At 44.7% G+C, this 22,255-nt stretch carries 23 protein-coding genes and 1 riboswitch; of the genes, 11 read left to right on the forward strand and 12 right to left on the reverse strand.

What is annotated here, in order from left to right:
- Nucleotides 1–12 precede the first annotated feature (12 nt).
- Complete coding sequence (locus tag DP120_RS17625) at nucleotides 13–963, forward strand: SGNH/GDSL hydrolase family protein (protein WP_112224945.1); 951 nt, start codon at nucleotides 13–15, stop codon at nucleotides 961–963.
- A gap of 262 nt (nucleotides 964–1,225) precedes the next feature.
- On the opposite strand, the gene DP120_RS17630 is transcribed toward DP120_RS17625, so the two are convergent.
- On the reverse strand, nucleotides 1,226–2,299 hold the full coding sequence (locus DP120_RS17630; RefSeq protein ID WP_112224985.1) for a M20 family metallopeptidase: 1,074 nt from the start codon (nucleotides 2,297–2,299) through the stop codon (nucleotides 1,226–1,228).
- A gap of 140 nt (nucleotides 2,300–2,439) precedes the next feature.
- Nucleotides 2,440–2,539: riboswitch (TPP riboswitch) on the forward strand.
- A gap of 94 nt (nucleotides 2,540–2,633) precedes the next feature.
- Here DP120_RS17630 and thiT point away from each other — a divergent pair.
- Both thiT and map read left to right on the forward strand, forming a co-directional pair.
- Nucleotides 2,634–3,209 carry an energy-coupled thiamine transporter ThiT gene (gene thiT, locus DP120_RS17635; protein ID WP_112224946.1) on the forward strand — a complete coding sequence of 192 codons (576 nt, stop codon included), beginning with the start codon at nucleotides 2,634–2,636 and terminating at the stop codon, nucleotides 3,207–3,209.
- A gap of 223 nt (nucleotides 3,210–3,432) precedes the next feature.
- Nucleotides 3,433–4,185 carry a type I methionyl aminopeptidase gene (map, locus tag DP120_RS17640; protein ID WP_112224947.1) on the forward strand — a complete coding sequence of 251 codons (753 nt, stop codon included), beginning with the start codon at nucleotides 3,433–3,435 and terminating at the stop codon, nucleotides 4,183–4,185.
- Between the two features lie 62 nt (nucleotides 4,186–4,247).
- On the opposite strand, the gene DP120_RS17645 is transcribed toward map, so the two are convergent.
- Entirely contained in the window at nucleotides 4,248–4,967 is a 720-nt protein-coding gene (locus DP120_RS17645; RefSeq protein ID WP_112224948.1) for a tryptophan-rich sensory protein, read from the reverse strand.
- A gap of 203 nt (nucleotides 4,968–5,170) precedes the next feature.
- On the opposite strand from DP120_RS17645, the gene DP120_RS17650 reads away from it, so the two are divergent.
- From DP120_RS17650 to DP120_RS17660, 3 genes are all read left to right on the forward strand, one after another.
- A complete protein-coding gene (locus tag DP120_RS17650) occupies nucleotides 5,171–6,970 on the forward strand; it encodes a M3 family oligoendopeptidase (protein WP_112224949.1) in 1,800 nt (599 codons plus the stop codon).
- A gap of 1 nt (nucleotide 6,971) precedes the next feature.
- On the forward strand, nucleotides 6,972–7,520 hold the full coding sequence (locus DP120_RS17655) for a GNAT family N-acetyltransferase (protein WP_112224950.1): 549 nt from the start codon (nucleotides 6,972–6,974) through the stop codon (nucleotides 7,518–7,520).
- A gap of 85 nt (nucleotides 7,521–7,605) precedes the next feature.
- Entirely contained in the window at nucleotides 7,606–8,088 is a 483-nt protein-coding gene (locus DP120_RS17660; protein ID WP_112224951.1) for a DinB family protein, read from the forward strand.
- A gap of 192 nt (nucleotides 8,089–8,280) precedes the next feature.
- On the opposite strand, the gene DP120_RS17665 is transcribed toward DP120_RS17660, so the two are convergent.
- From DP120_RS17665 to DP120_RS17675, 4 genes are all read right to left on the reverse strand, one after another.
- On the reverse strand, nucleotides 8,281–8,847 hold the full coding sequence (locus DP120_RS17665) for a beta-class carbonic anhydrase (protein WP_112224952.1): 567 nt from the start codon (nucleotides 8,845–8,847) through the stop codon (nucleotides 8,281–8,283).
- 115 nt (nucleotides 8,848–8,962) lie between these two features.
- Complete coding sequence (mreBH, locus tag DP120_RS17670; RefSeq protein ID WP_112224953.1) at nucleotides 8,963–9,970, reverse strand: rod-share determining protein MreBH; 1,008 nt, start codon at nucleotides 9,968–9,970, stop codon at nucleotides 8,963–8,965.
- Nucleotides 9,971–10,225: 255 nt separating this feature from the next.
- Nucleotides 10,226–10,366 carry a hypothetical protein gene (locus DP120_RS18560; protein ID WP_165843834.1) on the reverse strand — a complete coding sequence of 47 codons (141 nt, stop codon included), beginning with the start codon at nucleotides 10,364–10,366 and terminating at the stop codon, nucleotides 10,226–10,228.
- A gap of 85 nt (nucleotides 10,367–10,451) precedes the next feature.
- Nucleotides 10,452–11,684, reverse strand: a complete 1,233-nt coding sequence (locus DP120_RS17675; protein WP_112224954.1) for an aminopeptidase — start codon at nucleotides 11,682–11,684, stop codon at nucleotides 10,452–10,454.
- A gap of 226 nt (nucleotides 11,685–11,910) precedes the next feature.
- On the opposite strand from DP120_RS17675, the gene DP120_RS17680 reads away from it, so the two are divergent.
- Both DP120_RS17680 and DP120_RS17685 read left to right on the forward strand, forming a co-directional pair.
- Complete coding sequence (locus DP120_RS17680; protein WP_112224955.1) at nucleotides 11,911–13,218, forward strand: FAD-dependent oxidoreductase; 1,308 nt, start codon at nucleotides 11,911–11,913, stop codon at nucleotides 13,216–13,218.
- The gene (locus DP120_RS17685) at nucleotides 13,215–14,201 is read left to right on the forward strand and encodes a class I SAM-dependent methyltransferase (RefSeq protein WP_112224956.1); all 987 of its coding nucleotides are present in this window, start codon (nucleotides 13,215–13,217) and stop codon (nucleotides 14,199–14,201) included. Before DP120_RS17680 ends, DP120_RS17685 begins: the two co-directional genes overlap by 4 nt.
- Nucleotides 14,202–14,294: 93 nt before the next feature.
- On the opposite strand, the gene DP120_RS17690 is transcribed toward DP120_RS17685, so the two are convergent.
- Complete coding sequence (locus DP120_RS17690; RefSeq protein WP_084242285.1) at nucleotides 14,295–14,516, reverse strand: DUF1128 domain-containing protein; 222 nt, start codon at nucleotides 14,514–14,516, stop codon at nucleotides 14,295–14,297.
- A 58-nt stretch (nucleotides 14,517–14,574) separates the two neighbouring features.
- Nucleotides 14,575–15,948, reverse strand: a complete 1,374-nt coding sequence (locus tag DP120_RS17695; RefSeq protein ID WP_112224957.1) for an alanine/glycine:cation symporter family protein — start codon at nucleotides 15,946–15,948, stop codon at nucleotides 14,575–14,577.
- Between the two features lie 193 nt (nucleotides 15,949–16,141).
- Between DP120_RS17695 and DP120_RS17700 the strand changes: the two genes are divergently transcribed.
- Both DP120_RS17700 and DP120_RS17705 read left to right on the forward strand, forming a co-directional pair.
- Entirely contained in the window at nucleotides 16,142–16,603 is a 462-nt protein-coding gene (locus DP120_RS17700; protein ID WP_112224958.1) for a YtxH domain-containing protein, read from the forward strand.
- The gene (locus DP120_RS17705) at nucleotides 16,587–17,525 is read left to right on the forward strand and encodes a YihY/virulence factor BrkB family protein (RefSeq protein ID WP_112224959.1); all 939 of its coding nucleotides are present in this window, start codon (nucleotides 16,587–16,589) and stop codon (nucleotides 17,523–17,525) included. Before DP120_RS17700 ends, DP120_RS17705 begins: the two co-directional genes overlap by 17 nt.
- Before the next feature lie 131 nt (nucleotides 17,526–17,656).
- Here DP120_RS17705 and DP120_RS17710 read toward each other — a convergent pair whose 3' ends face one another.
- Together DP120_RS17710 and DP120_RS17715 are read right to left on the reverse strand one after the other, a co-directional pair.
- On the reverse strand, nucleotides 17,657–17,851 hold the full coding sequence (locus tag DP120_RS17710) for an SE1561 family protein (protein WP_112224986.1): 195 nt from the start codon (nucleotides 17,849–17,851) through the stop codon (nucleotides 17,657–17,659).
- A gap of 326 nt (nucleotides 17,852–18,177) precedes the next feature.
- Complete coding sequence (locus DP120_RS17715; RefSeq protein ID WP_112224960.1) at nucleotides 18,178–18,558, reverse strand: OsmC family protein; 381 nt, start codon at nucleotides 18,556–18,558, stop codon at nucleotides 18,178–18,180.
- A gap of 80 nt (nucleotides 18,559–18,638) precedes the next feature.
- On the opposite strand from DP120_RS17715, the gene DP120_RS17720 reads away from it, so the two are divergent.
- The gene (locus tag DP120_RS17720) at nucleotides 18,639–19,820 is read left to right on the forward strand and encodes an MFS transporter (RefSeq protein WP_205854564.1); all 1,182 of its coding nucleotides are present in this window, start codon (nucleotides 18,639–18,641) and stop codon (nucleotides 19,818–19,820) included.
- Between the two features lie 51 nt (nucleotides 19,821–19,871).
- Here DP120_RS17720 and rlmD read toward each other — a convergent pair whose 3' ends face one another.
- The gene (gene rlmD / locus DP120_RS17725; RefSeq protein ID WP_112224961.1) at nucleotides 19,872–21,236 is read right to left on the reverse strand and encodes a 23S rRNA (uracil(1939)-C(5))-methyltransferase RlmD; all 1,365 of its coding nucleotides are present in this window, start codon (nucleotides 21,234–21,236) and stop codon (nucleotides 19,872–19,874) included.
- 41 nt (nucleotides 21,237–21,277) lie between these two features.
- On the reverse strand, nucleotides 21,278–22,177 hold the full coding sequence (locus tag DP120_RS17730; RefSeq protein ID WP_112224962.1) for a TIGR01777 family oxidoreductase: 900 nt from the start codon (nucleotides 22,175–22,177) through the stop codon (nucleotides 21,278–21,280).
- Nucleotides 22,178–22,255 lie beyond the last annotated feature (78 nt).

Here is a 22,255-nt window from a genome sequence, read left to right on the forward strand (position 1 = left end):
GAGGTGATAGAAATGAAAAAAACTGCTGCAACGCTGCTGGCTTTGACGCTTTCAATCAGTATGGTGAATACAGCGACAGCTGAAGTGAAAATACCGGCTGCCTATATAGCTCTGGGTGATTCACTCGCTGCGGGCCAGACGCCACAAAGCCAGATTGACACTGGTTATGCGGATTTAATCGCACAGGAGTTAAGCCGCAATCAGCCGGTCGCATTGTTTTCGAAAGATCTCGCTTTTCCTGGATTTACGACAGCGGATGTTCTGGAGCGTGTAGAGGAAGAGGCGACTCAGGAACTTCTGGCATCGGCTAATATCATCACATTGTCGGCAGGAGCCAATGATCTGCTGCGGCTGGTGCAGGCAAATCCGGCTGACGGCTCGCTCCAATTCCAGCGCATCCAATCAGATTTTGCGCTGAATAAAGCGAGAAAAAATATCAGTGATATATTAAGCAGGTTGAATGAAGCTGCACCTAATGCAGATATATACGTTATGGGTTATTATTTCGCCTATCCGCATGCCCGTGAATCGCAGAAAGAAGGCATAGCTGAGCAGGTAGGAATCTTAAATGAAATCCTGGAAAATGAAGCTGAAAAAGCCGGCGCGATTTTTGTATCAGTCGATGAGGCGTTTGGTGAAAATGCAGTATCTAAAGTGCCGAATCCTGGAGATGTTCACCCGAATTTTGAAGGTTACCAGGCGATGGCCAATGAGTTTTTGGCAGAGTACCGCGAAGGCTGGGTCGTGGAAAACCGCGAATTACCCGAGCCGAATCCCATAAGTTTTGAAGAAATCCTTCAGGAGCAGGATGAGCAGGCTGCCGGCAATTCCCAGCCGGATACCGAAACGGGAGAGCCTGCAGATACAGATGCTGAAGAAGTGGAGACCGATCAATCGGCTGGGCTCCTTCCCGATCTGAAATCGGGTTACCTGGCTCTTCGCACAGTTTTACCGATTATATAGAATCAAAAAAATCCCGCACCTGATAATTCAGGCGCGGGATTTTCATTTATCGTTTTGGTTGTTTAGTCTTGTATTGGCTTGTATTAGTCTGTGCATTTCCTTTTGATTTCTTCTTATTCATAAATTTGCGGATAACCGGATAAGCTATAGGACCGTATTTAATCGCTGTTCTCAATAATCTTCCTACTGCCATATTTATCGCTCCATTCGTTTTATAGATACTTCATAAATGCCCGTTTTCCAGTTAACTTAAACATAGCACTCAGCTTAACGCATGGGACACGAGAATATCTTTATATTCATGGACACTAGAAATTTCAACATACTCGGCGTTGCCGTGCCAATCGTCGCCTGTCGGTCCAAACTCGATTGCACCCTCGCCGCCTGTAACGGCGGCGTAATAGCGGGTGTCTGCAGCTCCGTGTTGGCCGAACAGAATTGGTTCATTGCCGGTATTGCTGCGAATGCTCTCCTGCAAAGTTTGAATATATGGGTTTTCAGCTGTCGTTGTCAGTGCTGGTGTAGTGGATGAGCTGGACTTATAATCAAAATCGATATTAAGTGTATCGCCCAGTTCCACCATCTGGCGCGTAATTTCTTTTGGATCTTGTCCTGGCATAAAACGGATATCGTAGGACATTTCACAGAGTTCCGGCACCATATTATAACGTTCACCGGCCTTGATGATGGCCAGATTGACGGATGGCTGCTCATAGTATTCTGTAGATTCTTTTCGGAAAGGCAGCTCCGCCATGGCCATATGATATTTCATCGCCTGTTCGATGGCATTTATGCCTTCCCAAGGACGGCTGCCGTGCGCCGGCTTGCCTTTGAAGACCATATCCATATGCAGGATGCCTTTTGACTGGAGTCCGACTTTCAAGCCTGTAGGCTCACCGCAAATGACAAAGTTGCCGCTGTGTCCTTGGGAGACCAGCCATTCAGAAGTATTATGGCCGCCAATCTCTTCATCAGTGACAAGGTGTAGCTGGACTTCGCGCTTTAACTTTTCCGGATCAAGTTCGATGAATGCCTGCATCATTGCGGCTACGCCAGCTTTCATATCTGCTGAACCGCGGCCATACAGACGTCCCAGCTCCTCCATTGGAGTGAATTGCTCGTCGTGGCCGGGAACTACATCGACATGCCCGTTCCATATCAGCTTTTCTGATCCTTGGCCTTTCTGGGCCGTCAGCATCAAAAATCCTTTATTGTCATGGACTTCGACAGTTTCACCGTGTTTCTCGAGCCAGCGTGCGCAAAAAAGAAGAGCGTCATTGGCGCCTTCTTTTGAATCACTTTTGATTTTGATTAAATCCTTCAATAATTCGATCATATAAGCATAGCAGCAATTTCTGCTGCCTTCACCGCCTTTCTGCAACATTTACTTCATCAATACCCTAATGTCTCCAGATGAAACGAACTTGCATCTCTTCTGTATGTCCGTTACAATACAGGTGTTACGAAAATAACTGTATACACCACAAGGGGAGCTTTTGCTGAGAGTGAACGGAACCGTTCTTACCCTTTGAACCTGTAAGTTAACACTTGCGCAGGGATGTGGATGGAAACCTGCCCTTATGCGGCGCCAGGGTCTGTCCTGGTGCCGCTTTTTGTATGGTTTTTATTGGCGGCCCTTCTGGTGATGTGCAAACACATGGGAGGATATCATGAGAAATAAAAAATTATTGTTGATGCTCGAAATTGCGATTTTCGGAGCCCTTGGTTTTGTCCTGGACTTCATCGCGTTCAGTATGCCGCAGGGAGGATCGGTCAGTCTGGTGATGATCCCGATTATCCTGATGGCGTTCCGTCGTGGTATGGGAGCAGGTATTTTGACCGGTCTAGTAGTCGGCTTGCTCCAGCTTGTTACGGGGCGTGTCTATGTAGTGCCTTTATCATTCGGTTTCGCTTTTACACAAGTGACGCTCGATTATCTGGTTGCTTTCGCCAGTGTGGGGGTGGCGGGAATAATGAGGTCTGCATATCTGAAGAATTTACGGAATGTTTCGAGAGGGAAAGCTGTCTCATCCATCGTAGCAGGAGCTTTGATCGGCGCATTCCTGCGCTATCTGGTACATGTCATAGTAGGAATCTGGTTCTTCAGTGAATTTGCGACGGGCAATGTTTATATTTACTCGTTGGTTTACAACGCGACTTATATGGTACCGGCGTTTCTGCTGACAGCGTTTGTCTGTTCCATTCTGTTTATAGCCGCTCCGAGATTGATCGATGTGAAAGAATAAAAGTAGAAGGCTATCTTATGATAGTCTTCTTTTAGTTTATTAATGAAGAAAACTATAAACCGATATTCCGCAATACAGCTCCACTTTCCAAAACCCGTGCTCCTGCATCGCTTCGCTGCTTCGTCGCAAAGAGCTGGCCTTAAAATCATGGGCCAGCTCTTCGCTGTCGCTTTTCTTTTATGGTATAATTCTTGAATAGAAAAGCTTGAAAGAAGGGTATTTAATGATTGCAACCAATGAAAAAGATATTGAAATGTTAAAAAAAGCGGGGCAAATGGTCGCGAAAATCCGTGAGGAAATGAGAGCAGCGACCAAGCCTGGCGTGACTACAAAGGAAATAGACGAGTTGGGCGGACGATTGTTCAAAGAGCTCGGCGGCGTTTCCGGTCCGAAATCCGAATATGATTTTCCGGGTTATACCTGCATCAGTGTGAATGAAGAAGTGGCGCACGGCATTCCGGGAAAACGCGTTATCGAAGAAGGGGACATTGTTAATATCGATGTATCCGGTTCATATGGGGGCTATTTTTCCGATACAGGAATTTCATTTGTAGTGGGGGACGGCCATCCTGACAAAGAGAAGATTTGTGAAGCGGCTGAAAAAGCATTCGAACGGGCGATGACTAAAGTCAAAGCAGGTTCAAAACTAAATCAGATCGGTAAAGCCGTTGAGCGGGAAGCGAAAGAGCAAGGCTTGTTCGTTATCAAAAACCTGACCGGCCACGGCATAGGAAAATCACTGCATGAAGCTCCTCAGCATATCCTGAATTATTATGATGCCTGGGAAACGACAATCCTTAAAGAAGGAATGGTCCTCGCTGTTGAGCCTTTCATCTCACAGAAAGCGGAACATATCATCGAATCGGGTGACGGCTGGACATTCATCACGCCGGACCAGTCGCTTGTCGCGCAAATCGAACATACGGTTCTGGTCACAAAAGGCGAACCGATTTTGTTAACTAAATTAGAGGAATAGAAAAAAGCCTGCATATCGCAGGCTTTTTATTTTTTAAATATTGATATTTAAAACTCATAACGCTACTTTTTCTTGATCAGCAGGATGCCTGTGACAATCACGCCGCTGAGGAATAAAGACGCGGTTGTGACAAGCAGTTCATCCATCCCATGCTTTATGGCAATGCCGACAAATGCCCAAACGAACACTAAAGCGAAGGGAATATCCGAATGGTGGAAGCGTACATGAAGGGCAAGTGCAGTAGCAACAGTCAGCATAATAACCGCCCATAGCTGATTGCTGAGGCCCCATCCTCCCCAGTTATAGTAAGTCAGCACATAACTGATGTTTGAGATGGTCGCGACACTGATCCATCCCATATTGACCGAGATAGGAAGCCGTTCGGTTATTTTTCTCTCATTATTATTATATTGAAGATACAGGAGAATAAGAGAACCAAGATATGCGAGCATCGCTGCTATCGACCAGGCAAAATATTCGTAATGCCAAAGCAGCAGCCAAGTGATATTGGCGCCAGCGCTTAAGATAAAATACAAACTGATGGCTGGGGAAGGCAGTTTTTTCTCTTTCTTATAACGGATCCAGAATCCCACAATCCAGATAGCTAATAGTATGTATATCACTGACCAGATCGAAAATACGTAACCGGCAGGAGTAAACAAAACAGGGAGCCTATTGGAGATTTCGCCGGTGGTTTGCCCGTTTATCGGCAGAATATTGGCTAATGCGTTAACTGTAACAACGGCCAAAAAGGCGATAGTCATTAATATCAAACGGAACATCTGTAATCCCTCCTCGCTCTCAGTATACCGTTCCTTGTTTCTGACAACAATTAACTGTTCGGCAAATTGCAGAAAAAATTCAGGGAAATCGTCGATAATATGTCAGCAAGCCTGTTGATTCTCCTCCTATATTCCGTAATCCGAAGAAAAATGGTATACTCATAAGTGTTTTTAGAAAATTTAGTTTATCAGGAGGAAAAGCCATGACAGTGAAATATCAGGAAGTGTGGGATTTGGATGTTTTGTTCCCAGGCGGGAGCGAGTCAGCCGAATTGCGTGTACATATGGACGAAGCAGGACCCAAGCTCGAGGAGTTTGAAAAACTTTCCCGCAACTTTGCTGTGCCGGAAAAAGCGGAAGATGCCCGGCAAGTGGCAGAGGTGCTTGAAGCCGTAAAAGATATGATGCTGCACCTTCGCCAGTCCAGCGCCTTCATCGGCTGCCTGCAGGCACAAAATACGGAAGACAAAAAAGCATCACTGCTGCAGAGTGAATCTGCCACTTTAAGTGCGCGTTTCAATTCAGCTCTTCAGAAAATCCAGCAGGACCTGACAAAAACGGATGATTATGTCTGGCAGCAATTAATGCAGGATAATGAACTCAATGAATTCACTTTCGTTCTGAATGAATGGCGCGATGAAGCGAAGCAATTGCTTTCCGAACAGGAAGAAAACCTGATTACGGCATTGAGCATGGATGGCTATCATGGCTGGAGCCAGCTTTACGATATGCTTGTGGGTGACATTAAGATTAAAATCACTGTCGATGGCCAGGAAAAGACAATGTCTGTAGGACAGGCAAATAATTTAAGTTCCCATGCTGACGCGGAAGTCAGAAAAGATTCCTATAGGAAACTCGAGGATGCATGGACAGAAAAAGAGGATTTCTTCGCAAAGACTTTAAATTCCATCGCAGGATTCCGTCTGGAAGTCTATAAAAAGCGTGGATGGGAAAACCCGCTGCATGAACCGCTTCAGATGAATCGTATGAAGCAGGAAACATTGGATGCTATGTGGGGAGCAATTTCAAAAAACAAACAGCCGTTTGTCGATTACCTTAACCAGAAAGCGAAATTGCTCGGAAAAGACGGGCTCGATTGGTACGATGTGGACGCTCCTGTAACAGAGAGCACCCAATCGTTTTCCTATCAGGAAGGTGCAGAATTCATTTTGGAACATTTTAAAAAATTTGGTCCGGAACTTGAGAAATTCTCACGCGATGCTTTTGAAAAAGGCTGGATCGAAGCGGAAGACCGGCCCAATAAGCGTCCGGGAGGTTTTTGTACCGGCCTTCCTATGACTGAAGAATCACGTATTTTCATGACTTACAGCGGTTCGATGTCGAATGTCGCCACTTTAGCACATGAACTTGGCCACGCATTCCATTCCTACGCGCTGCGCCCTGTCCATCAGATCAACCGTTCCTATGCGATGAACGTGGCAGAAACGGCCTCCACTTTCGCTGAAATGATTGTTGCTGATGCGGCCGTGAAAAATGCAGCATCAGATGACGAGAAAGTTGCTTTGCTTGAAGACAAAGTTCAACGCAGTGTCGCTTTCTTCATGAACATCCATTCACGGTTCCTGTTTGAAACACGCTTCTATGAAGAACGGAAAAAAGGTGTCGTACCGGCTTCTCGCCTGAATGAATTGATGGAAGAAGCACAGAGAGAAGGATTCGGCGGCGGGTTAAAGTCCACTCATCCGCATTTCTGGGCATCCAAGCTCCATTTCTATATTACTTATGTGCCATTCTATAATTTCCCTTACACATTCGGCTATTTGTTCTCATTGAGCGTTTATGCGAAAGCATTGGAAGAAGGAGCAGGATTCGAGGAAAAATATATGGCGCTCTTGCGTGATACGGCAATCATGACTGCTGAAGACTTGGCGATGAAGCATCTGGGAGAAGATATTACACAAGAAGCATTCTGGGAAAAAGGTATTGCTCTTTGTGTAAAAGATGCTGAAGAGTTTATTTCGCTGACGTCTCCTGCTGAATGATATGAATTTTCTATTGACTGGCAAGTTGTGCTACCTTCGGATTTTGACAGCAGACGATGCGGAAGAAATGGTGCAATTGCTCCTCCGAAACAGGGAATACTGGGCAATTTTCGAACCTCAGCATCGGGACAGTTATTTTACGCCTGCCGTCCAGCGTGAGAAAATTCGTGAATCCATCTATCAGGCAAGGGAAAACAGGGAATACAGTTTTGGTATTTTTGAACTGCACACGCATAAGCTGATTGGCCATATTTCCATGTACAGCATCAAGCGTTTGCCATTTCTCAGTGCTTTGGTCGGTTATTCCATCGATGAATCCTATACGGGCCGCGGCATTGCCACAGAAGCTGTGGGACTGATCGTCGCTTTTGGTTTTGAAAAAATACAGCTGCACCGGATCGAAGCCTATGTATCTCCGAGAAATACGGGCTCTGTACGAGTACTGGAAAAGGCTGGGTTCATGAATGAAGGATTATTAAAGGAATTTCTTCATATCAATGGGGTGTGGGAAGATCATTACCATTATGCCATTCTTGAAAAGGAATTTTGAAAGGGTAAGGCCGCCTATAAAAAATGGTGGAAAGAAATGAAAAGATGGCTGTGGGACTAATACGCCGACAGAAAGAAGGTGCCTTATGCTTCGAGATAAACTGTTTGCCTACCATAAGTGGGCAAGCCAGGAAATCCTGTCACACATAGAAGGCCTTGGAGAAGAAATTTATACAAAAGAAGGAGACAGTTCCTTTCCTTCGATTAAAGAAACAGTCAGCCATGTCATCACCGTTGAAAAACTATGGCTGTTAAGAATGACCGGCATCGCAAAACCAGCAGCAGAACAATTCGGTGTAGATACGGCAGCAGAGGCAAAAGAGGCATTTATGCTGCTCCATGCGGAAATGGAACTGTATTTCTCGTCACTGAATGAAGAGCAGTGGCAGAAGCTTATGAAATTCACCAATCTCCGTGGGGATTCTTTTGAAGAAACGAGAGAAGAGATGCTTTTCGCTTTTATCAATCACGCTTCTTATCACCGGGGACAGATTGTTTCCTTGCTGAGGCAGTTCGGCAAGGAAGGAATTTTGACTGATTATATTTATTTTCCGAAAGAAAACCGCTGAAAAATTCTCAGCGGTTTTTGCTTGTAGAGAAAGAAATATAGGAAATCGATATCCCGCAAGTCAGCTTCGCTTGCCAAAAATTTTGCTCCTGTCTCTGCATCGCTTCGCTAGCTTCGAGACATGAAAGGGCGTTGCATCGCTGCGCTAGCTTCGTCGCAAAGGTTCGACCGAATGCTGTTCGGTCAAACCTTTTCAGCGATTTTCATTTCCGTCTACAACCAAATCGAGTTTGCCGGTAGTCGGATCAATTACCAGTCCGTGTATCGGTACATTAATATCCATCAATGGATGATTGCGAACCATGTTGACACTATGGCGGACGCTTTCTGTAACATTATCGAAACCACGCAGCCACTCATCGAGATTAACACCGGAATAGCGCATCATATCAATGGTTTCTTCAGCAATTCCTCTAGTCTTCATTTTTTCAAGGATTTTCTGGGGTTCAATGGCCGACATTCCACAATCATGATGTCCGATTATATAAACTTCATCAGCGTTTAGTTCATAAATCGCGACTATCAGGCTGCGCATGATTCCACCAAATGGATGGTTGATGACAGCGCCGGCTGACTTGACGATTTTTACGTCGCCATTCTTTAAATTCATGGATTTTGGCAGCAGTTCAAACAGCCGCGTATCCATGCAAGTCAAAATGACCATTTTCTTGTCAGGGAATTTTGTAGTGATGAATTGCTCATACTCTTCTTCTTGAACAAACTTTTTGTTATAGTCCAGTATTTCATTCAGCATTGACACATTTACCACTCCTTAAACTGTTACTGTCTTTTATTTTAATCGAAAATCAGGCTGATGACTATTTTCATCCGTAGACAATAAAAAATCCGGAAGCATCAAAGCTTCCGGAATAGTGTTATTTTGAAATTTTATCGAGTTTGTCCATCATGACGAGCGAACGTCCAGTGCCGATGGCAACTGATTCGAGTGGCATCGGTGCCATATGGACCGGTACTGAGATTTCTTCAGACAGCCATTGCTGCATGCCTTTCAGCAAAGCTCCGCCGCCAGTGATTACGACACCTTGATCGACAATATCGCCTGATAGTTCAGCCGGGCAATTTTCAAGAGTGGCACGGATACACTCCAAAATAGCCAATAATGGCTCTTTCAGCGTTTCCTGAATTTCTGTTGAAGTTAAAGTGACTGTCTTCGGCAATCCGGTCATAATATCGCGTCCACGGATTTCCATGGTTTCTGCTTTATGTGGAATCAGCGCATAGCCGATTTCTTTTTTGATATTTTCCGCAGTGCGTTCACCGATTAATACATTGTAATGCTTGCGTACGTATTGGACGATATCCTCATCCATACGGTCTCCGGCCACTTTTACAGTATTGGAGGAAACAACGCCTCCGAACGAAATGATGCCGACTTCTGTCGTGCCGCCGCCGATATCCACGATGACGCTCGCAATCGGTTCGCTTACAGGAAGATCAGCGCCGATGGCAGCAGCAACCGGTTCTTCGATTAAATGAACGCTTTTCGCGCCGCTTTGTTTAACTGCATCATGAATGGCCCGGCGTTCCACTGAAGTGGCGCCGGAAGGGGTACAGATCATGACATTCGGTTTCCGGTAAGCAGCCCCCATTTGCTTCGCTGCTTTTTGCATAACCATTTTCAGTAAATCTGTGGTCACATCAAAATCGGCGATTACGCCATCCTTGAGCGGGCGCACCACACGGATGGAAGCTGGCGTTTTGCCGATCATTGCTTTGGCTTCTTCGCCGATTGCGATAACTCTACCGGTTTTAGTGTCCAAGGCTACTACTGAAGGTTCATTTAAAATAATGCCTTTTGCTTTTGTATAAACAAGTATATTTGCGGTTCCTAAGTCAATTCCGATATCCGATGAAGAAAACATGCCTAAACTCCTCCTAATATAAAACAAGTCCATTTTGAATTTTAACACGCTTAAATCCAGCTGTTTTTTTCAGTGCAGCAGAATGCAATATAACGGGGGCCTATCGAATTAAGAAGGTGATGTTTTGTGGGACGTTTGATTTAGTATGTAATCGATGTGCAAATGAAATGTTTCCAAACTGTAATCTTTCGGTCATTTTAATCTAGTAAAAAAGCAGACTTTTTTGTTAAAAAAGTCTGCTTTCAAGTATAAAATTTAGTATTTGCGATCCGGATGCGGATCTACGTGCTCTGCGTCATGTGTATGCAATTCTTTCCCTAAATAATGGAGCAACGTGAAGAAGAACATGAAGATTACAGCCATAAAACCTAATACTGTGACAATACCAGACAACATGATGATAACTCCCCTCTCGACTATGATTATCATATCTTAGTATACATGATAATTGAAAAAAGATTAAGTGTCGAATTAGTGAGATTTAAAATGCCCAATTGCCGTTTCTGAAAATCGGCTCACGTGTGCCGTCTTCCAAAATACCGTCAATATCCATCTTTTCAGAACCGACCATGAAATCGACATGCGTAATACTTTGGTTCAAGCCATGTTCAAGCAATTCCTCGGAAGACATTTTCTTGCCGCCTTCAAGGCAGAAAGAGTAAGCGCTCCCGATAGCGAAATGGTTTGAAGCATTTTCATCAAATAAAGTGTTGTAGAAAAGGATGTTGGAAGCTGAGATTGGTGATTCATGCGGCACAAGAGCAACTTCTCCCAGATAATGTGAACCTTCGTCAGTATCAACCAATTGCTTCAATACATCTTCGCCATGCTTTGCCGTTACGTCTGTAATGCGTCCGTTTTCAAAAGTGACTTTGAAATCATCAATGATATTTCCGCCGTAACTAAGTGGTTTCGTGCTCGAAACATAACCGTTTACGCCGTCTCTTTGTGGAACAGTGAATACTTCCTCGGTTGGCATATTGGCCATGAAAGCATCACCTTTTTCATTGATTGAACCGGCACCGCACCATAAATGCCCTTTTGGAAGAGCAACTTCCAAGTCAGTGGAAGGGGAAGTGTAATGCAATTTCGAATATTTTTTGCCGTTCAGGTAATCGACTTTGGTATGCAATAACGCATCATGTTCTTTCCACGCTTCAATCGGCTGGTCCAAATCTGCGCGGACCGCTTTGAAGATGGCTTCCCATAAAGCTTCAATTTGCTGTTCTTCCGGCACATCCGGGAAAACTTTAGCTGCCCATGCTTTTGAAGGAGCAGCAAGAACCGTCCAGCTGATTTTGTCGGATTGAACATATTGGCGGTATTTATTGAGTGCCTGTCCACTTGCCTTCTGGAAGGCAGCAATGCGTTTGGAATCGATTCCTTTCAAAAGATCAGGGCTTTGCGAAACAATGCTCATGAAAGCAGCACCTTGCTCCGCCAATTGCTCCCGCTCCTGAACTTTCCAGGAAGGAAACTCCGAGAAGGAATCTTCCGGAGCCATTTCGAAACGCAGTCTTGATACTTCATCGTCATTCCAGTCTACGAATACTTGTTTTGCCCCAGTTTCGTATGCTTTTTTTACAATAAGGCGTACAAGTGGTGCTGCCTCGAGTGAAGCTGCTATGTAAAGTTGTTGGTTTGGCTGGATGTTAACGCCAACCTTTACCGCCAATTCGGCATAGCGTGTCAATTTATCGTTTAATGATGTCAAATGAATCTCTCCTCTCATCTCTATTATAGTATCAATTTTCAGTCATAGTCCGCAATGCCTGCCTGCTAAATATCCATGTTATTCCGAAAATCATTGAGAAAATCTAACTTTATAGGTCTTAAGTATCTTTGTGGTAAAAAGATTCGGACTTTATTTGTGTGGATATCCAGTAGTGAGGTTTTTCTGGCTAAGGTTTGAGGAATACAGTAATGAGGAGCTGAGTTTGATGAAAACACAAGTCTTTATCAGCGGCGGCGGTATCGGTGGCCTTACACTCGCCCTTAAACTTGTTCAGCGGAATGTTGAAGTAGTAATGGCAGAGCGTTTAAAGGCAAAAGCGCCTACATATAAAGGGGAATTGCTGCAGCCAAAAAGCCTGCAGATATTCGAGGGATTGGGCCTTTACGACGAAATTACTGCCCGTAGCAACGAAATCAAAGTCCTGGATATGCTCGAACTGTCCAGTTCACTTCAGGTCCGTGACCAGACTTTCATGGATTACAGCGTATTGCCCGGTAAATTTAATGCTGCCTTCATGGTGCATCACGAAGAACTCAAGGATATTCTATTGAAGGCTGCATCAGAATATAAGAATTTCCATTATATGTCGGGAACATCCTGTACCGGATATACCGAAAACACAGCATTGCTGAAAGCAGGCAAGGAAAAATTGGAAGTCGAGGCAGAATTCTTTTTTGGTGCAGAGGGAAGAGCATCTGTGACAAGAAAGCATATGGAAGTTGATATTAAACAAACTGCCTATAATCATCATTTTTTAACAGTATCTTTCCCGAGGCCTGAAACTTTTACGGACGGTCAAATTATCTCTACATATAATCGTTTTCTTGGTTTATTTCCATTGCCAGATAATCAGGTGCGGTCAGTCTATCTGATTCCGGAGGGAGATTATAAGGAACTGAAGGAAAAACCGATCAGTCATTTCCACAAGCTATATACGGATCTCGCTCCGGCCATGGACGGCTATGTCCAGCAGTTGACTGATTGGAAGAAAATTCAATTGATGATTCCAGTGATGTTTCATGCACCCTCGTACGTCAGGGACAATAAAGCGATTATCGGCGATGCAGCGCACGCCGTCCATCCCATGGCGGGAGAAGGCATGAATATGGCGATCCAGGACGCAGATATTCTTGGCGAGCTCACAGCGGATATGATTGAAAACCATAAAAAAAATCCCGAAAATTTAAAATGGTATGAGAAAGTCCGTTATAAACGGGCGGATCATGTCATCCAGCTCAGCCACTTGGCTGCGCTTGCGTATTCCTATCCATTCAAACCGGTCAGCTTTCTTCGCCAGAAAACATTCGAACGGATGGAAGAGGATCCAATTCTTCATTTCAAGCAAATGCTTAATGTCTCAGGACTCGGCATGTGGAAGGAAAACGTAAGGGACAGATTTATCCAGGGAGGCATTATTCCTGTCCGTTTAAGGGATCTCCCGAAAAAATCAAAAGAGCTGAGATATTACACAAGGGAAGACGATTATCCATGGAAAGATGAGGGGTTAATATGATAGATGTGATGAAAATGTTTAAAGCCAGGATGTATATGAAGAGAAATGAACCATTCCTTTACAGTTGGCATGCCTATGTCGGTTATGAACTGGATTTGTTTAAGGCCTTTGAGCGGCCGATGGCCAAATCGGATGTCGCAGATGCTTATGGATTGGACGAAAAACTTCTTGAGCAATGGGTGGCCGTCGGGGTTTCCATTGGACATCTCAAAGAGGCTGGGCGCGGACGCCATAAGCTCGCTAATACATGGAAATTGCCTAAACCGAAAGGGGATAATTCTTCCGGCGTATTGTTGAAGGAAATGATGGAGCTTCATATACCGACGCTCCTGAATTACCCGGAAATGATGCGCAACAGCAACCGGCTTCATTTTGATGAAGAAAAACACGCTGGCACGGTGGCCGAAACAAGCAGATTGCTCGAAGTGCTGGCTATGCCTAAAATGTCGAAGCGCATCCGTGAAAACGATATCCGTTCGGTACTGGATATCGGCTGCGGAGAAGCGGGCTACATTAAAAAATTAGCCGGCAGATTTCCGGAAACCCGATTCACCGGTATTGAAATCAGTGAAGAAGTGACAGAAAAAGCGCAGCAGCTGACAGCCGAGGATGAAAATATCGAAATTCAAAATGCGGATTTATGGGATTATCATCCCGAACAGACTTTTGATATGGTGATGATGAATAATGTTCTCCATTATATTGATCTCGAAAAGCGCGAAGCACTGATTTATGAATTGGCCGGATGGGTCAGTCCTGGCGGCGTACTTTCAATCGTCACGCCCATCGCCGGGAGCAGCGACGATCCTCCATTTGCAAATGTCTTCAACAGTTTCTTTTCTTCCTTCGATAATCTGTACCGCCTTCCTACCCGCGAAGAATTACGTGATTGGGGACAAGCGGCCGGACTGGAAATGCTCGGCATCCACACTGTCATCAAAGAGGGTGGCTGGTATATTGCGCAGTACAGTAAACCTCAATAGAAATTACAGATAAATATTAAAAAGCCCCCGAAAAAATTCGGGGGCTTTTCTTTGTCCAGACTCTAACAGCCCGGCTCTTCGATGTCGCTTTTCTTATTTCCGCAGCGAGCCAAGTTCCTGGGCGATTGCCTGCATTTCATTTGGTGTGATATTATCACGCTTTTTGACCATTTCATACAAATCGCGCAAATCCTCATACTGTGAAGCATTGAAATGTTCAGCTTTCATCGCATCGACATTAACCATCCGCAATTTAGCTTTTATTTCCTCGATCATGTAATTGACGTTTTCTGGAGACTGTTTCGATAAGTCCATCATAAGTTCCTGCCTTTCGGTATGGTATGCCTTATCATTTCACTTATCAAAAAAAATGTCAATTTCCTGAACGTGCAAGTTCAGCTTTCTCAATTTTTTCTTCTTTCGCTTTTGCAACGATTCTCTTCGTTTCATAAACAATTACACCTGACAGGCCAAGAAGACCGATTAAGTTCGGCACTGCCATTAAACCGTTCATAACATCAGAGAATGTCCAGACGACCGTAAGTGAAGCAGTTGCGCCAAGGAAGACAGCTGCAACAAATAGTACACGGTATACAATCAGCAAGTTCGGGCTCTTGAATAAATATTGGAAACATTTCTCGCCGTAATAAGACCAGCCGATAATTGTCGAAGAGGCGAAGAAAATCAAACCGAATGCGACAATGTAAGGACCTACTCCGCCAAGATACTGACCGAATGCCGCACTAGTCAAAGGCGCGCCTTCAAGTCCTTCTTGCGTATACAGACCGGACATGACAATCGTAATTCCTGTAATCGAACAAACGATCAATGTATCAAACAGAACTTGTGTCATAGATACGAGTGCCTGACGGCCAGGCATATCCGTTTTGGCTGCAGCAGCAGCGATTGGCGCTGAACCAAGACCGGCTTCGTTGGAGAATACCCCGCGGGCAACACCATAACGGATTGCGGCACCGATTGCTCCGCCGGCAGCAGCTTCACCTGTAAACGCGGCACTGAAGATCGTGCCGATAGCGGCAGGGATCAAGTCGAAATTCATGACCATAATAACTAATCCTGCAATAACATAAAACAAAACCATAAAAGGAACAAAGAATGCGGTAACTTTACCGATTGTCTTAATCCCGCCCAATATTACTAATCCTGCAAATGCAGTAAGGAGGAGTCCTGTGGCCCATGGAGCCAGACCGAATGTTTCATCAACAATTGAAGCAACAGAATTGGACTGCGTCATGTTGCCGATTCCGAACGCGGCGATTGCGCCAAAAATAGCGAACAGCACAGCCAGCCATTTCTGCTTCAAACCATGTTCCAAATAATACATCGGCCCTCCGGCCATCTGTCCCTTTGAATCGGTAATGCGATATTTAACAGCCAAAACCGCTTCCCCGTACTTTGTAGCCATCCCGAAGAATGCAGAAAGCCACATCCAGAAGATTGCTCCTGGACCACCGAGTACAACAGCAGTGGCGACCCCGACGATATTACCGGTACCGACAGTGGCTGCCATGGCAGTTGAAAGGGCCTGGAAGTGAGAAATGTCCCCTTTAGAGTCTTTATCAACATTTTTGGAAAAAGTTAATTTAAGTGCATAAGGCAATAAACGAAGTTGAAGGACCCCGAGACGTACTGTAAGATAAATTCCTGTTCCGACAATCAGGATTAAGAGAGGGACTCCCCAAACATACCCACTGATCGTGCCCAATAATTCTTCAAATCTTTCCATCAAGTTTCCCCCTAAGTTATGTAATTCTATTTCCTGATATAATTTTACACCTCCTGTTGATTTAATATTCCGAAAGTTCTTGCCTATAGTCAAGGCTTTTTTAAAATTTTATGAGATAAGTTTAAATATGTTGCAATTAGGGAAAAATTCAAAAGACACGCTAGAACAAACTATTCTTTGGGAGGAATTCAGAATGAGCCAAAACAAATTGATGACAGGACTATTAGTAGGGGCGGCAGTGGGAGTAATTGTTTCCCTATTTGACCGCAATACCCGCAATGATGTAATGCAGAAATCGAAAAAGGTTTCTGAGAACGCGAAATACTATGCAAGCAATAAAGATGAATTGAAGTCTGCAGTTCAGCAGCAGGCAAACAGATTCCAAAATCTTTATGAGCGCGTTTCTGATGACGCTTCTTATGTTGGGGATAAAGTCAATGAATTGAAAGAATTGACTCCTCAGGTAAAAGAAATGGCTATGGATACGAAAGAGGCGTTCGTTGATACGAAAGAAGCAGTTGTTGATTCGACGAAGGATGTCAAATCAGCACTCAAGGAAGATGACCCATCTGCTTCATCATCATTGACTGATGACAACAGCAGCTCATCAAACAATAATTCGAACCGCGATGCGGAATATGGGAAAAAACAGTAATTCCCTGAAAAAAAACCAGAAAACCGAATCAGATCTTCCGCAGGAAAGTTCGGCGGCGAACGGGCCCAGTTACGATGTCACCCGTACCTCCGGGTTTCTAAAGGAATTATGGAAAAGAATCAATGATGTAGATGTCACAGGACTTGGAGCGCAGTTAGCGTTCTTTTTCCTGTTGTCTATTTTTCCCTTGCTTATTTTCCTGATTACGCTGCTGCCTTACTTGAATATCGCTGAAAATCAAATCTATGATTTCATGGGAAATGTAGTGCCAGGGGAAATTTATCTTTTAATCGAAGAAACCTTGAACGAAATCTTAACTCAGGAAAATCGAAGCCTGCTTTCATTCGGTCTGATTGCTACGATTTGGTCTGCCAGCCTTGGCATGAACGCACTTATAAAATCCTTGAACAGATCATACGGCGTCGAAGAGAATCGGCCGATTCTGATTGCAAGAGGCATGTCCATTATCACAACCGTGTTAATGATTTTCATTTTGCTCATCGCATTGGTATTGCCGATTTTCGGCCGCCAAATAGGTATTTTCATTTTTTCATTTTTCGGCCTGGAAGAAGGCTTTCTGGAAACATGGAATACACTGCGCTTCACAATTCCGCCATTGATCATATTTGTGGTAGCCGCGGTAATCTACTGGGCAGCTCCCAATGTGAAACTGGACTACAAGTCAGTTTTGGCAGGAGCAGCTTTCACATCAATCGGCTGGTTGGCTGTATCATTCGGTTTTTCGGTCTACATCAATAATTTTGCTAATTATTCAGCTACCTATGGAGGTATCGGGGGTGTAATCATGCTTATGCTGTGGTTATACGTATCGGCAATTCTCTTGATGGTAGGCGGGCAGATAAATGCAGTCATGCAATCACGCCGTGACATCATTAAGCGCGATAATAAAAACGCCGGTTGATCTTGGATATTAACTTCAAGATGACTGGCGTTTTTTTTAAGTTTCATATTTTTTATGGAAATGGAGTTAAGATTTCTTATTTAAACAAAAAATCCGCCCATCAGAAAGATGGAAACGGATTGGGTTTCATATTAAAGTTCATCTGTTGGGCGGCTTTTGAATTGCTGCATTTTGCCGTCGAGCTCATCAACCATTGCAATCAGGCGGTCAATGTCTTCCAGTTCAGCTGTCTCCGGCTCAATAGAGTCCAGAACTTCCAGAAACATATTCAAGCGCTGCTTCATATAGACTACTTGTTTTTCCTTATCTGTGATGGATTTTCCCACACGGTACACCTCATTTCGCCTTCTATCGTAGCTGATTTATCAATAGATTTCAATTAAACATAGGTAAAAAGAGAGATTTTAATAATTTTTCTATTTTGAATATTTACATAATTTTAGTTCTGTGTTAACGTAGGGTTAATCAATAGAGAGGAGGCCATAATGAATAGTCGAAACCAATCAATTATTTTGGAGTAAAAGGAGGGGGTTCGAACATTTCACCGGCACAAGCCGTAAAAATGGTCTTATGAGAAAAAGCGAAAATGACAACGAAACATAAAAGCTCAGCCGTGATCTGTTTATCAGATGCCGACTGAGCTTTTATTGGTTTATACGATTTCGTAGGTTTCAACCACTTCGATTGAGTTTTCCACTGAACGGACCATCGAACAATTCTTTCTTGTTAACTCCATCACACGAGGCATCTTCGATTCGTCGATTTCCCCTTTGATCAGGAAATGCAGATGTACTTTTGAAACGCGGCCGGCCTCTCCATCGATGCGGACAATTTCTTTCACTTCCGCTTGAATATCGTCGGCGGGCATGCGCTGTTTTTCCAATACTTTTCTTATTATCCCAGCGCTGCAGACCGCGAGAGAAGCCACCAGCAATTGGTATGGACGGAAACCATGTTCTTCATTTGTTGAAACGGACAGTTCACCAAAAGGCAAATCGCCGGAAAAACCGTGTTCAGTCATTGAAAACTTCATCTTTCATCTCCTCCTTATGATAAAATTGTATCTGAATTCCATTCAAATACAAAAGAACGTGCTTACTGGAAGGAGGCACCATGAAAAAATACTTGAGTAGTGACAGTGGGCGTTTCTGGATACTCGTAGCGATTGTATCCATATCAGGTTTTTCGCAGGGCATGCTGTTGCCGCTGATCGCGGTTATTTTCGAGCAGGACGGGGTTTCTTCTGCTTTAAATGGGCTTAGTGCCACTGGATTATACATAGGAACATTAATAATTGCCCCTTTTATGGAGCCGCAATTACGCCGATTCGGCTTTAAGCCGATCATCATTTTAGGTGGAGGGTTGGTTATTCTTTCGCTGCTGCTGTTTCCGCTTTGGAAGTCGGTCCTGTTCTGGTTTATACTCAGAATCCTGATCGGAGTGGGGGATCAGGCGCTGCATTTCTCCACTCAAACCTGGATCACCAGTACATCCGCTCAGAATCGCATGGGCAGAAACATCGCCATCTATGGCATGTCTTTCAGTATAGGATTTGGAGCGGGACCGTTATTTGTCCCCCTTGTGAATATCTTCGAAGCTTTGCCCTTTATCATATCGGGGCTGTTATGCCTCACAGCATGGGTGCTGGTTTTCTTCCTGAGAAATGATTTTCCTGAAACAACTACAAGTGCAATGACGGCCAGCGGAACTTTTAGCCGTTTTAAAGCAGCCATTGTCATCGGCTGGTTTGCATTTTTGCCGCCGCTTGGCTACGGCTTTCTGGAAGCATCTTTAAATGCGATTTATCCTGTATATGCTTTGCGGCAATCGATTGATGTTGCAATGGTTTCCTATATGCTCGCAGCGTTTTCGCTCGGTGCCATTGTGACTCAATTGCCGCTGGGTGAACTGAGCGACCGCATCGGCAGGCGAAAAGTTTTGCTGCTTGCACTGTTCGGTGGTGCCGCTGCGTTCGGAACTGCCAGCTTTTTTGAATCAAATGCTTGGGTGACCCTTGCTTTCTTCGTCATTGCTGGAATGTTCGTCGGATCTACCTTCTCGCTGGGAATTTCCTATATGGCAGATCTCATGCCGCGGGAATTGCTGCCTACGGGCAACCTGCTGTGCGGTATTGCATTCAGTATTGGCAGTCTCGCAGGCCCGGCACTTGGCGGATTATTTATTGAAGTTACAGAGGAGCTGAGTTTCCTGTTGCTGATCGCTTTGATACTGCTCATCATTTTCACCATCATCGCTTTGCGCGGCAATAAAACCAGCAAACCCGCAGCCAGTTGAATATTATAAGCACAAAAAGAGACTTCCGATTTCAAACCGGAAGTCTCTTTTTCATTTCAAAACGAGTTTTGTGACAGATTCAACCTGCGCCGTCTGTGGGAACATATCGACAGGCTGGATGTATTCAATTCGGTAAATTTTTGTCAATTGCTGAAGATCCTTCGCCAGTGTGGAAGGGTTGCACGACGTATAGACGAAACGTTTTGGCTTCACCTTCAGAATCGTTTTCAACAGGGAGTCAGCCAGTCCGGTACGCGGAGGATCTACAGTAAGTACATCAGGTACAAAATTCTCATTGCTCCAGACTTCCAGCCACTTTTCTGCAGTTCCGGTAACATATTTCGCTTTGACGCCTTGCCGTTTGGCATTTGCTTTCGCATCCACAACGCTGTCATGGATGGTGTCCATACCACGAAGTTCACCGGCGCCGTCGGCAAGCCACAAACCGATTGTGCCCACGCCGCAATAAGCATCGACAACTTTTTCTGTACCGGTCAACTCTGCCGCACGCTTGATTTCATCATACAACTTGACGGTCTGCTTCGGATTCAGCTGGAAAAAGGCACGTGCTGAAAGATCGAACGCAAGCTCGCCGAGTTTTTCGTGGATGGTATCTTTGCCGAATAAAGTAACCGTTTCTTCTCCGAAGATGAGTGAAGTTTTTTCAGTATTGATGTTTTGGACGATTGAGACAAGATTGACGTCCAGGTCTTTCAATTTTTCAAGCAATAATTCCTTTTTAGGAATTTTAGAGCGTGTTGTCACCAGCACTAATTGAATCTCGCCGGTTTCAATTCCGGTACGGACGACGATTGTCCGGATGACGCCCTGCATCGTTTTGCCGTCATAAATCGGAATCCGCAATTCTTCCAGAATTCGTTTTACCGAATTGGTGATAACAGTTGTATCCGGATGCTGCACGATGCATTGTTCGATATCGAGCAATTGATGAGAGCCTTCAGCAAACAGTCCGGCAATAACTTTCGAGCCCTTCAGCCGTGTTTGGAATTGGCTCTTATTGCGGTAATACCATGGATCTTCCATGCCGATCGTTTTTTCGATTTTGACATCGACGCCTTTTAAATAGCGCTCAAGTGCCTGAACCACCAGATCCCGTTTTTCAACGAGCTGCTGATCGTATTTTAAATGCTGCAGCTGACAGCCGCCGCATGCTTCGTAAACAGGACAAGGTGGAGTTTGGCGGTGGGGAGAAGGCTTCCGCATTTTTACGATGCGGGCTTCGGCAAAATTTCGTTTCACTGTTGTAATCTGCGCCGTGATTTCTTCACCGGGCAGAGCGCCTGCAACAAAAACGACATTGCGTTTAAAAAAACCGATGCCTTCACCGTTGATGCCAAGCCTTTTGATCGTCAACGGAAATTTCTGTCCGGTCTCCATTACTGGTTTATCATTCATAGTGCACACGTCCTTCTTTTGGTCATCCCTACATTATAGCCTTATTTATAGATATCAGCCAGAGCTGATCTGAGATCGGGGTAAGCAAATTCGAAACCATGCTGCTGCAGAACTTCCGGCAGCACTCGCTGCCCTTCCAATACTAAGCGGCTCTTATCGCCGAGTGCGGCCTTTAAAGCGAATTCCGGCACTGGGAACCAATGGGGGCGTCCCAAGGCACGTGCGATTTCTTTGCCGAAGTCCTTCATGCGTTTTGGATAAGGCGCAGTGACATTGAATGGGCCTGTAAGATCTTCAGTTTCAATGGCGAATAAAACTGCGCGGGCGACATCATGAACGTGTATCCATGACAGCCATTGCCGGCCGGAACCGACGGTGCCGCCGCCAAAAAGTTTATAAGGCAATGCCATCAGCGGCAATGCGCCATCTTTTTTTCCCAGAATGATGCCGAAACGGCCGAGCGCTACCCGGACGCCTTCATCTCTTGCTTGATTTGCTAGGCGTTCCCATTCGATAACGGTTTTAGCGAGGAAGTCATCACCTTTTTCAGTCGATGCCTCTGTATAGGATTTTTCCGTCGACGCAGGATAAATACCAACGGCGCTTGCATTCACCAGCACTTTTGGTTTTTGTTCCAGTTCTTTGATGATGCGCAGCACTTCATCAGTCGCTTCGACACGGCTCTTATAAATCAGTTTCTTCTGTTCATCATCCCATCGGCCATCATTGATGGAGGAACCTGCCAAATTCACAAAGGCGTCGACCCCTGCCAGTTTTTGCTCAGGCTTAGATCCTTCGGTGAGCCACTCGACATAATGGACTCCATTGTCAGATGGTTTAGGGCTTCTCGTCAGGATAAAAACTTCATGTCCCTGCTGACGGAATAATTTAGTCATTTCATTGCCGGCAAAACCGGTACCTCCAGTGATTGCAATCTTCATGCATTATCGCCTCCATTTCCTATATAGTACCCTGAATCGATGCATTTAAGCCCTTAAAAGGTTATACTTAGAAGGGAA

It is taken from the genome of Planococcus halotolerans (assembly GCF_003289955.1).
Taxonomy (GTDB): domain Bacteria; phylum Bacillota; class Bacilli; order Bacillales_A; family Planococcaceae; genus Planococcus; species Planococcus halotolerans.

Excerpts from the sequence above, each read along its gene's own strand:
- thiT (WP_112224946.1), top strand. The coding sequence starts at position 2,634 with ATGAGAAATAAAAAATTATTGTTGATGCTCGAAATTGCGATTTTCGGA.
- DP120_RS18560 (WP_165843834.1), bottom strand. The coding sequence starts at position 10,366 with ATGTTGTCTGGTATTGTCACAGTATTAGGTTTTATGGCTGTAATCTTC.
- rlmD (WP_112224961.1), bottom strand. The coding sequence starts at position 21,236 with ATGAATGATAAACCAGTAATGGAGACCGGACAGAAATTTCCGTTGACG.
- DP120_RS17655 (WP_112224950.1), top strand. The coding sequence starts at position 6,972 with ATGAATTTTCTATTGACTGGCAAGTTGTGCTACCTTCGGATTTTGACA.
- DP120_RS17695 (WP_112224957.1), bottom strand. The coding sequence starts at position 15,948 with ATGGAAAGATTTGAAGAATTATTGGGCACGATCAGTGGGTATGTTTGG.
- DP120_RS17720 (WP_205854564.1), top strand. The coding sequence starts at position 18,639 with ATGAAAAAATACTTGAGTAGTGACAGTGGGCGTTTCTGGATACTCGTA.
- DP120_RS17690 (WP_084242285.1), bottom strand. The coding sequence starts at position 14,516 with ATGGACTTATCGAAACAGTCTCCAGAAAACGTCAATTACATGATCGAG.
- DP120_RS17730 (WP_112224962.1), bottom strand. The coding sequence starts at position 22,177 with ATGAAGATTGCAATCACTGGAGGTACCGGTTTTGCCGGCAATGAAATG.
- DP120_RS17705 (WP_112224959.1), top strand. The coding sequence starts at position 16,587 with ATGGGAAAAAACAGTAATTCCCTGAAAAAAAACCAGAAAACCGAATCA.
- DP120_RS17685 (WP_112224956.1), top strand. The coding sequence starts at position 13,215 with ATGATAGATGTGATGAAAATGTTTAAAGCCAGGATGTATATGAAGAGA.
- DP120_RS17645 (WP_112224948.1), bottom strand. The coding sequence starts at position 4,967 with ATGTTCCGTTTGATATTAATGACTATCGCCTTTTTGGCCGTTGTTACA.
- mreBH (WP_112224953.1), bottom strand. The coding sequence starts at position 9,970 with ATGTTTTCTTCATCGGATATCGGAATTGACTTAGGAACCGCAAATATA.
- DP120_RS17680 (WP_112224955.1), top strand. The coding sequence starts at position 11,911 with ATGAAAACACAAGTCTTTATCAGCGGCGGCGGTATCGGTGGCCTTACA.
- DP120_RS17650 (WP_112224949.1), top strand. The coding sequence starts at position 5,171 with ATGACAGTGAAATATCAGGAAGTGTGGGATTTGGATGTTTTGTTCCCA.
- DP120_RS17700 (WP_112224958.1), top strand. The coding sequence starts at position 16,142 with ATGAGCCAAAACAAATTGATGACAGGACTATTAGTAGGGGCGGCAGTG.
- DP120_RS17715 (WP_112224960.1), bottom strand. The coding sequence starts at position 18,558 with ATGAAGTTTTCAATGACTGAACACGGTTTTTCCGGCGATTTGCCTTTT.
- map (WP_112224947.1), top strand. The coding sequence starts at position 3,433 with ATGATTGCAACCAATGAAAAAGATATTGAAATGTTAAAAAAAGCGGGG.
- DP120_RS17625 (WP_112224945.1), top strand. The coding sequence starts at position 13 with ATGAAAAAAACTGCTGCAACGCTGCTGGCTTTGACGCTTTCAATCAGT.
- DP120_RS17630 (WP_112224985.1), bottom strand. The coding sequence starts at position 2,299 with ATGATCGAATTATTGAAGGATTTAATCAAAATCAAAAGTGATTCAAAA.
- DP120_RS17660 (WP_112224951.1), top strand. The coding sequence starts at position 7,606 with ATGCTTCGAGATAAACTGTTTGCCTACCATAAGTGGGCAAGCCAGGAA.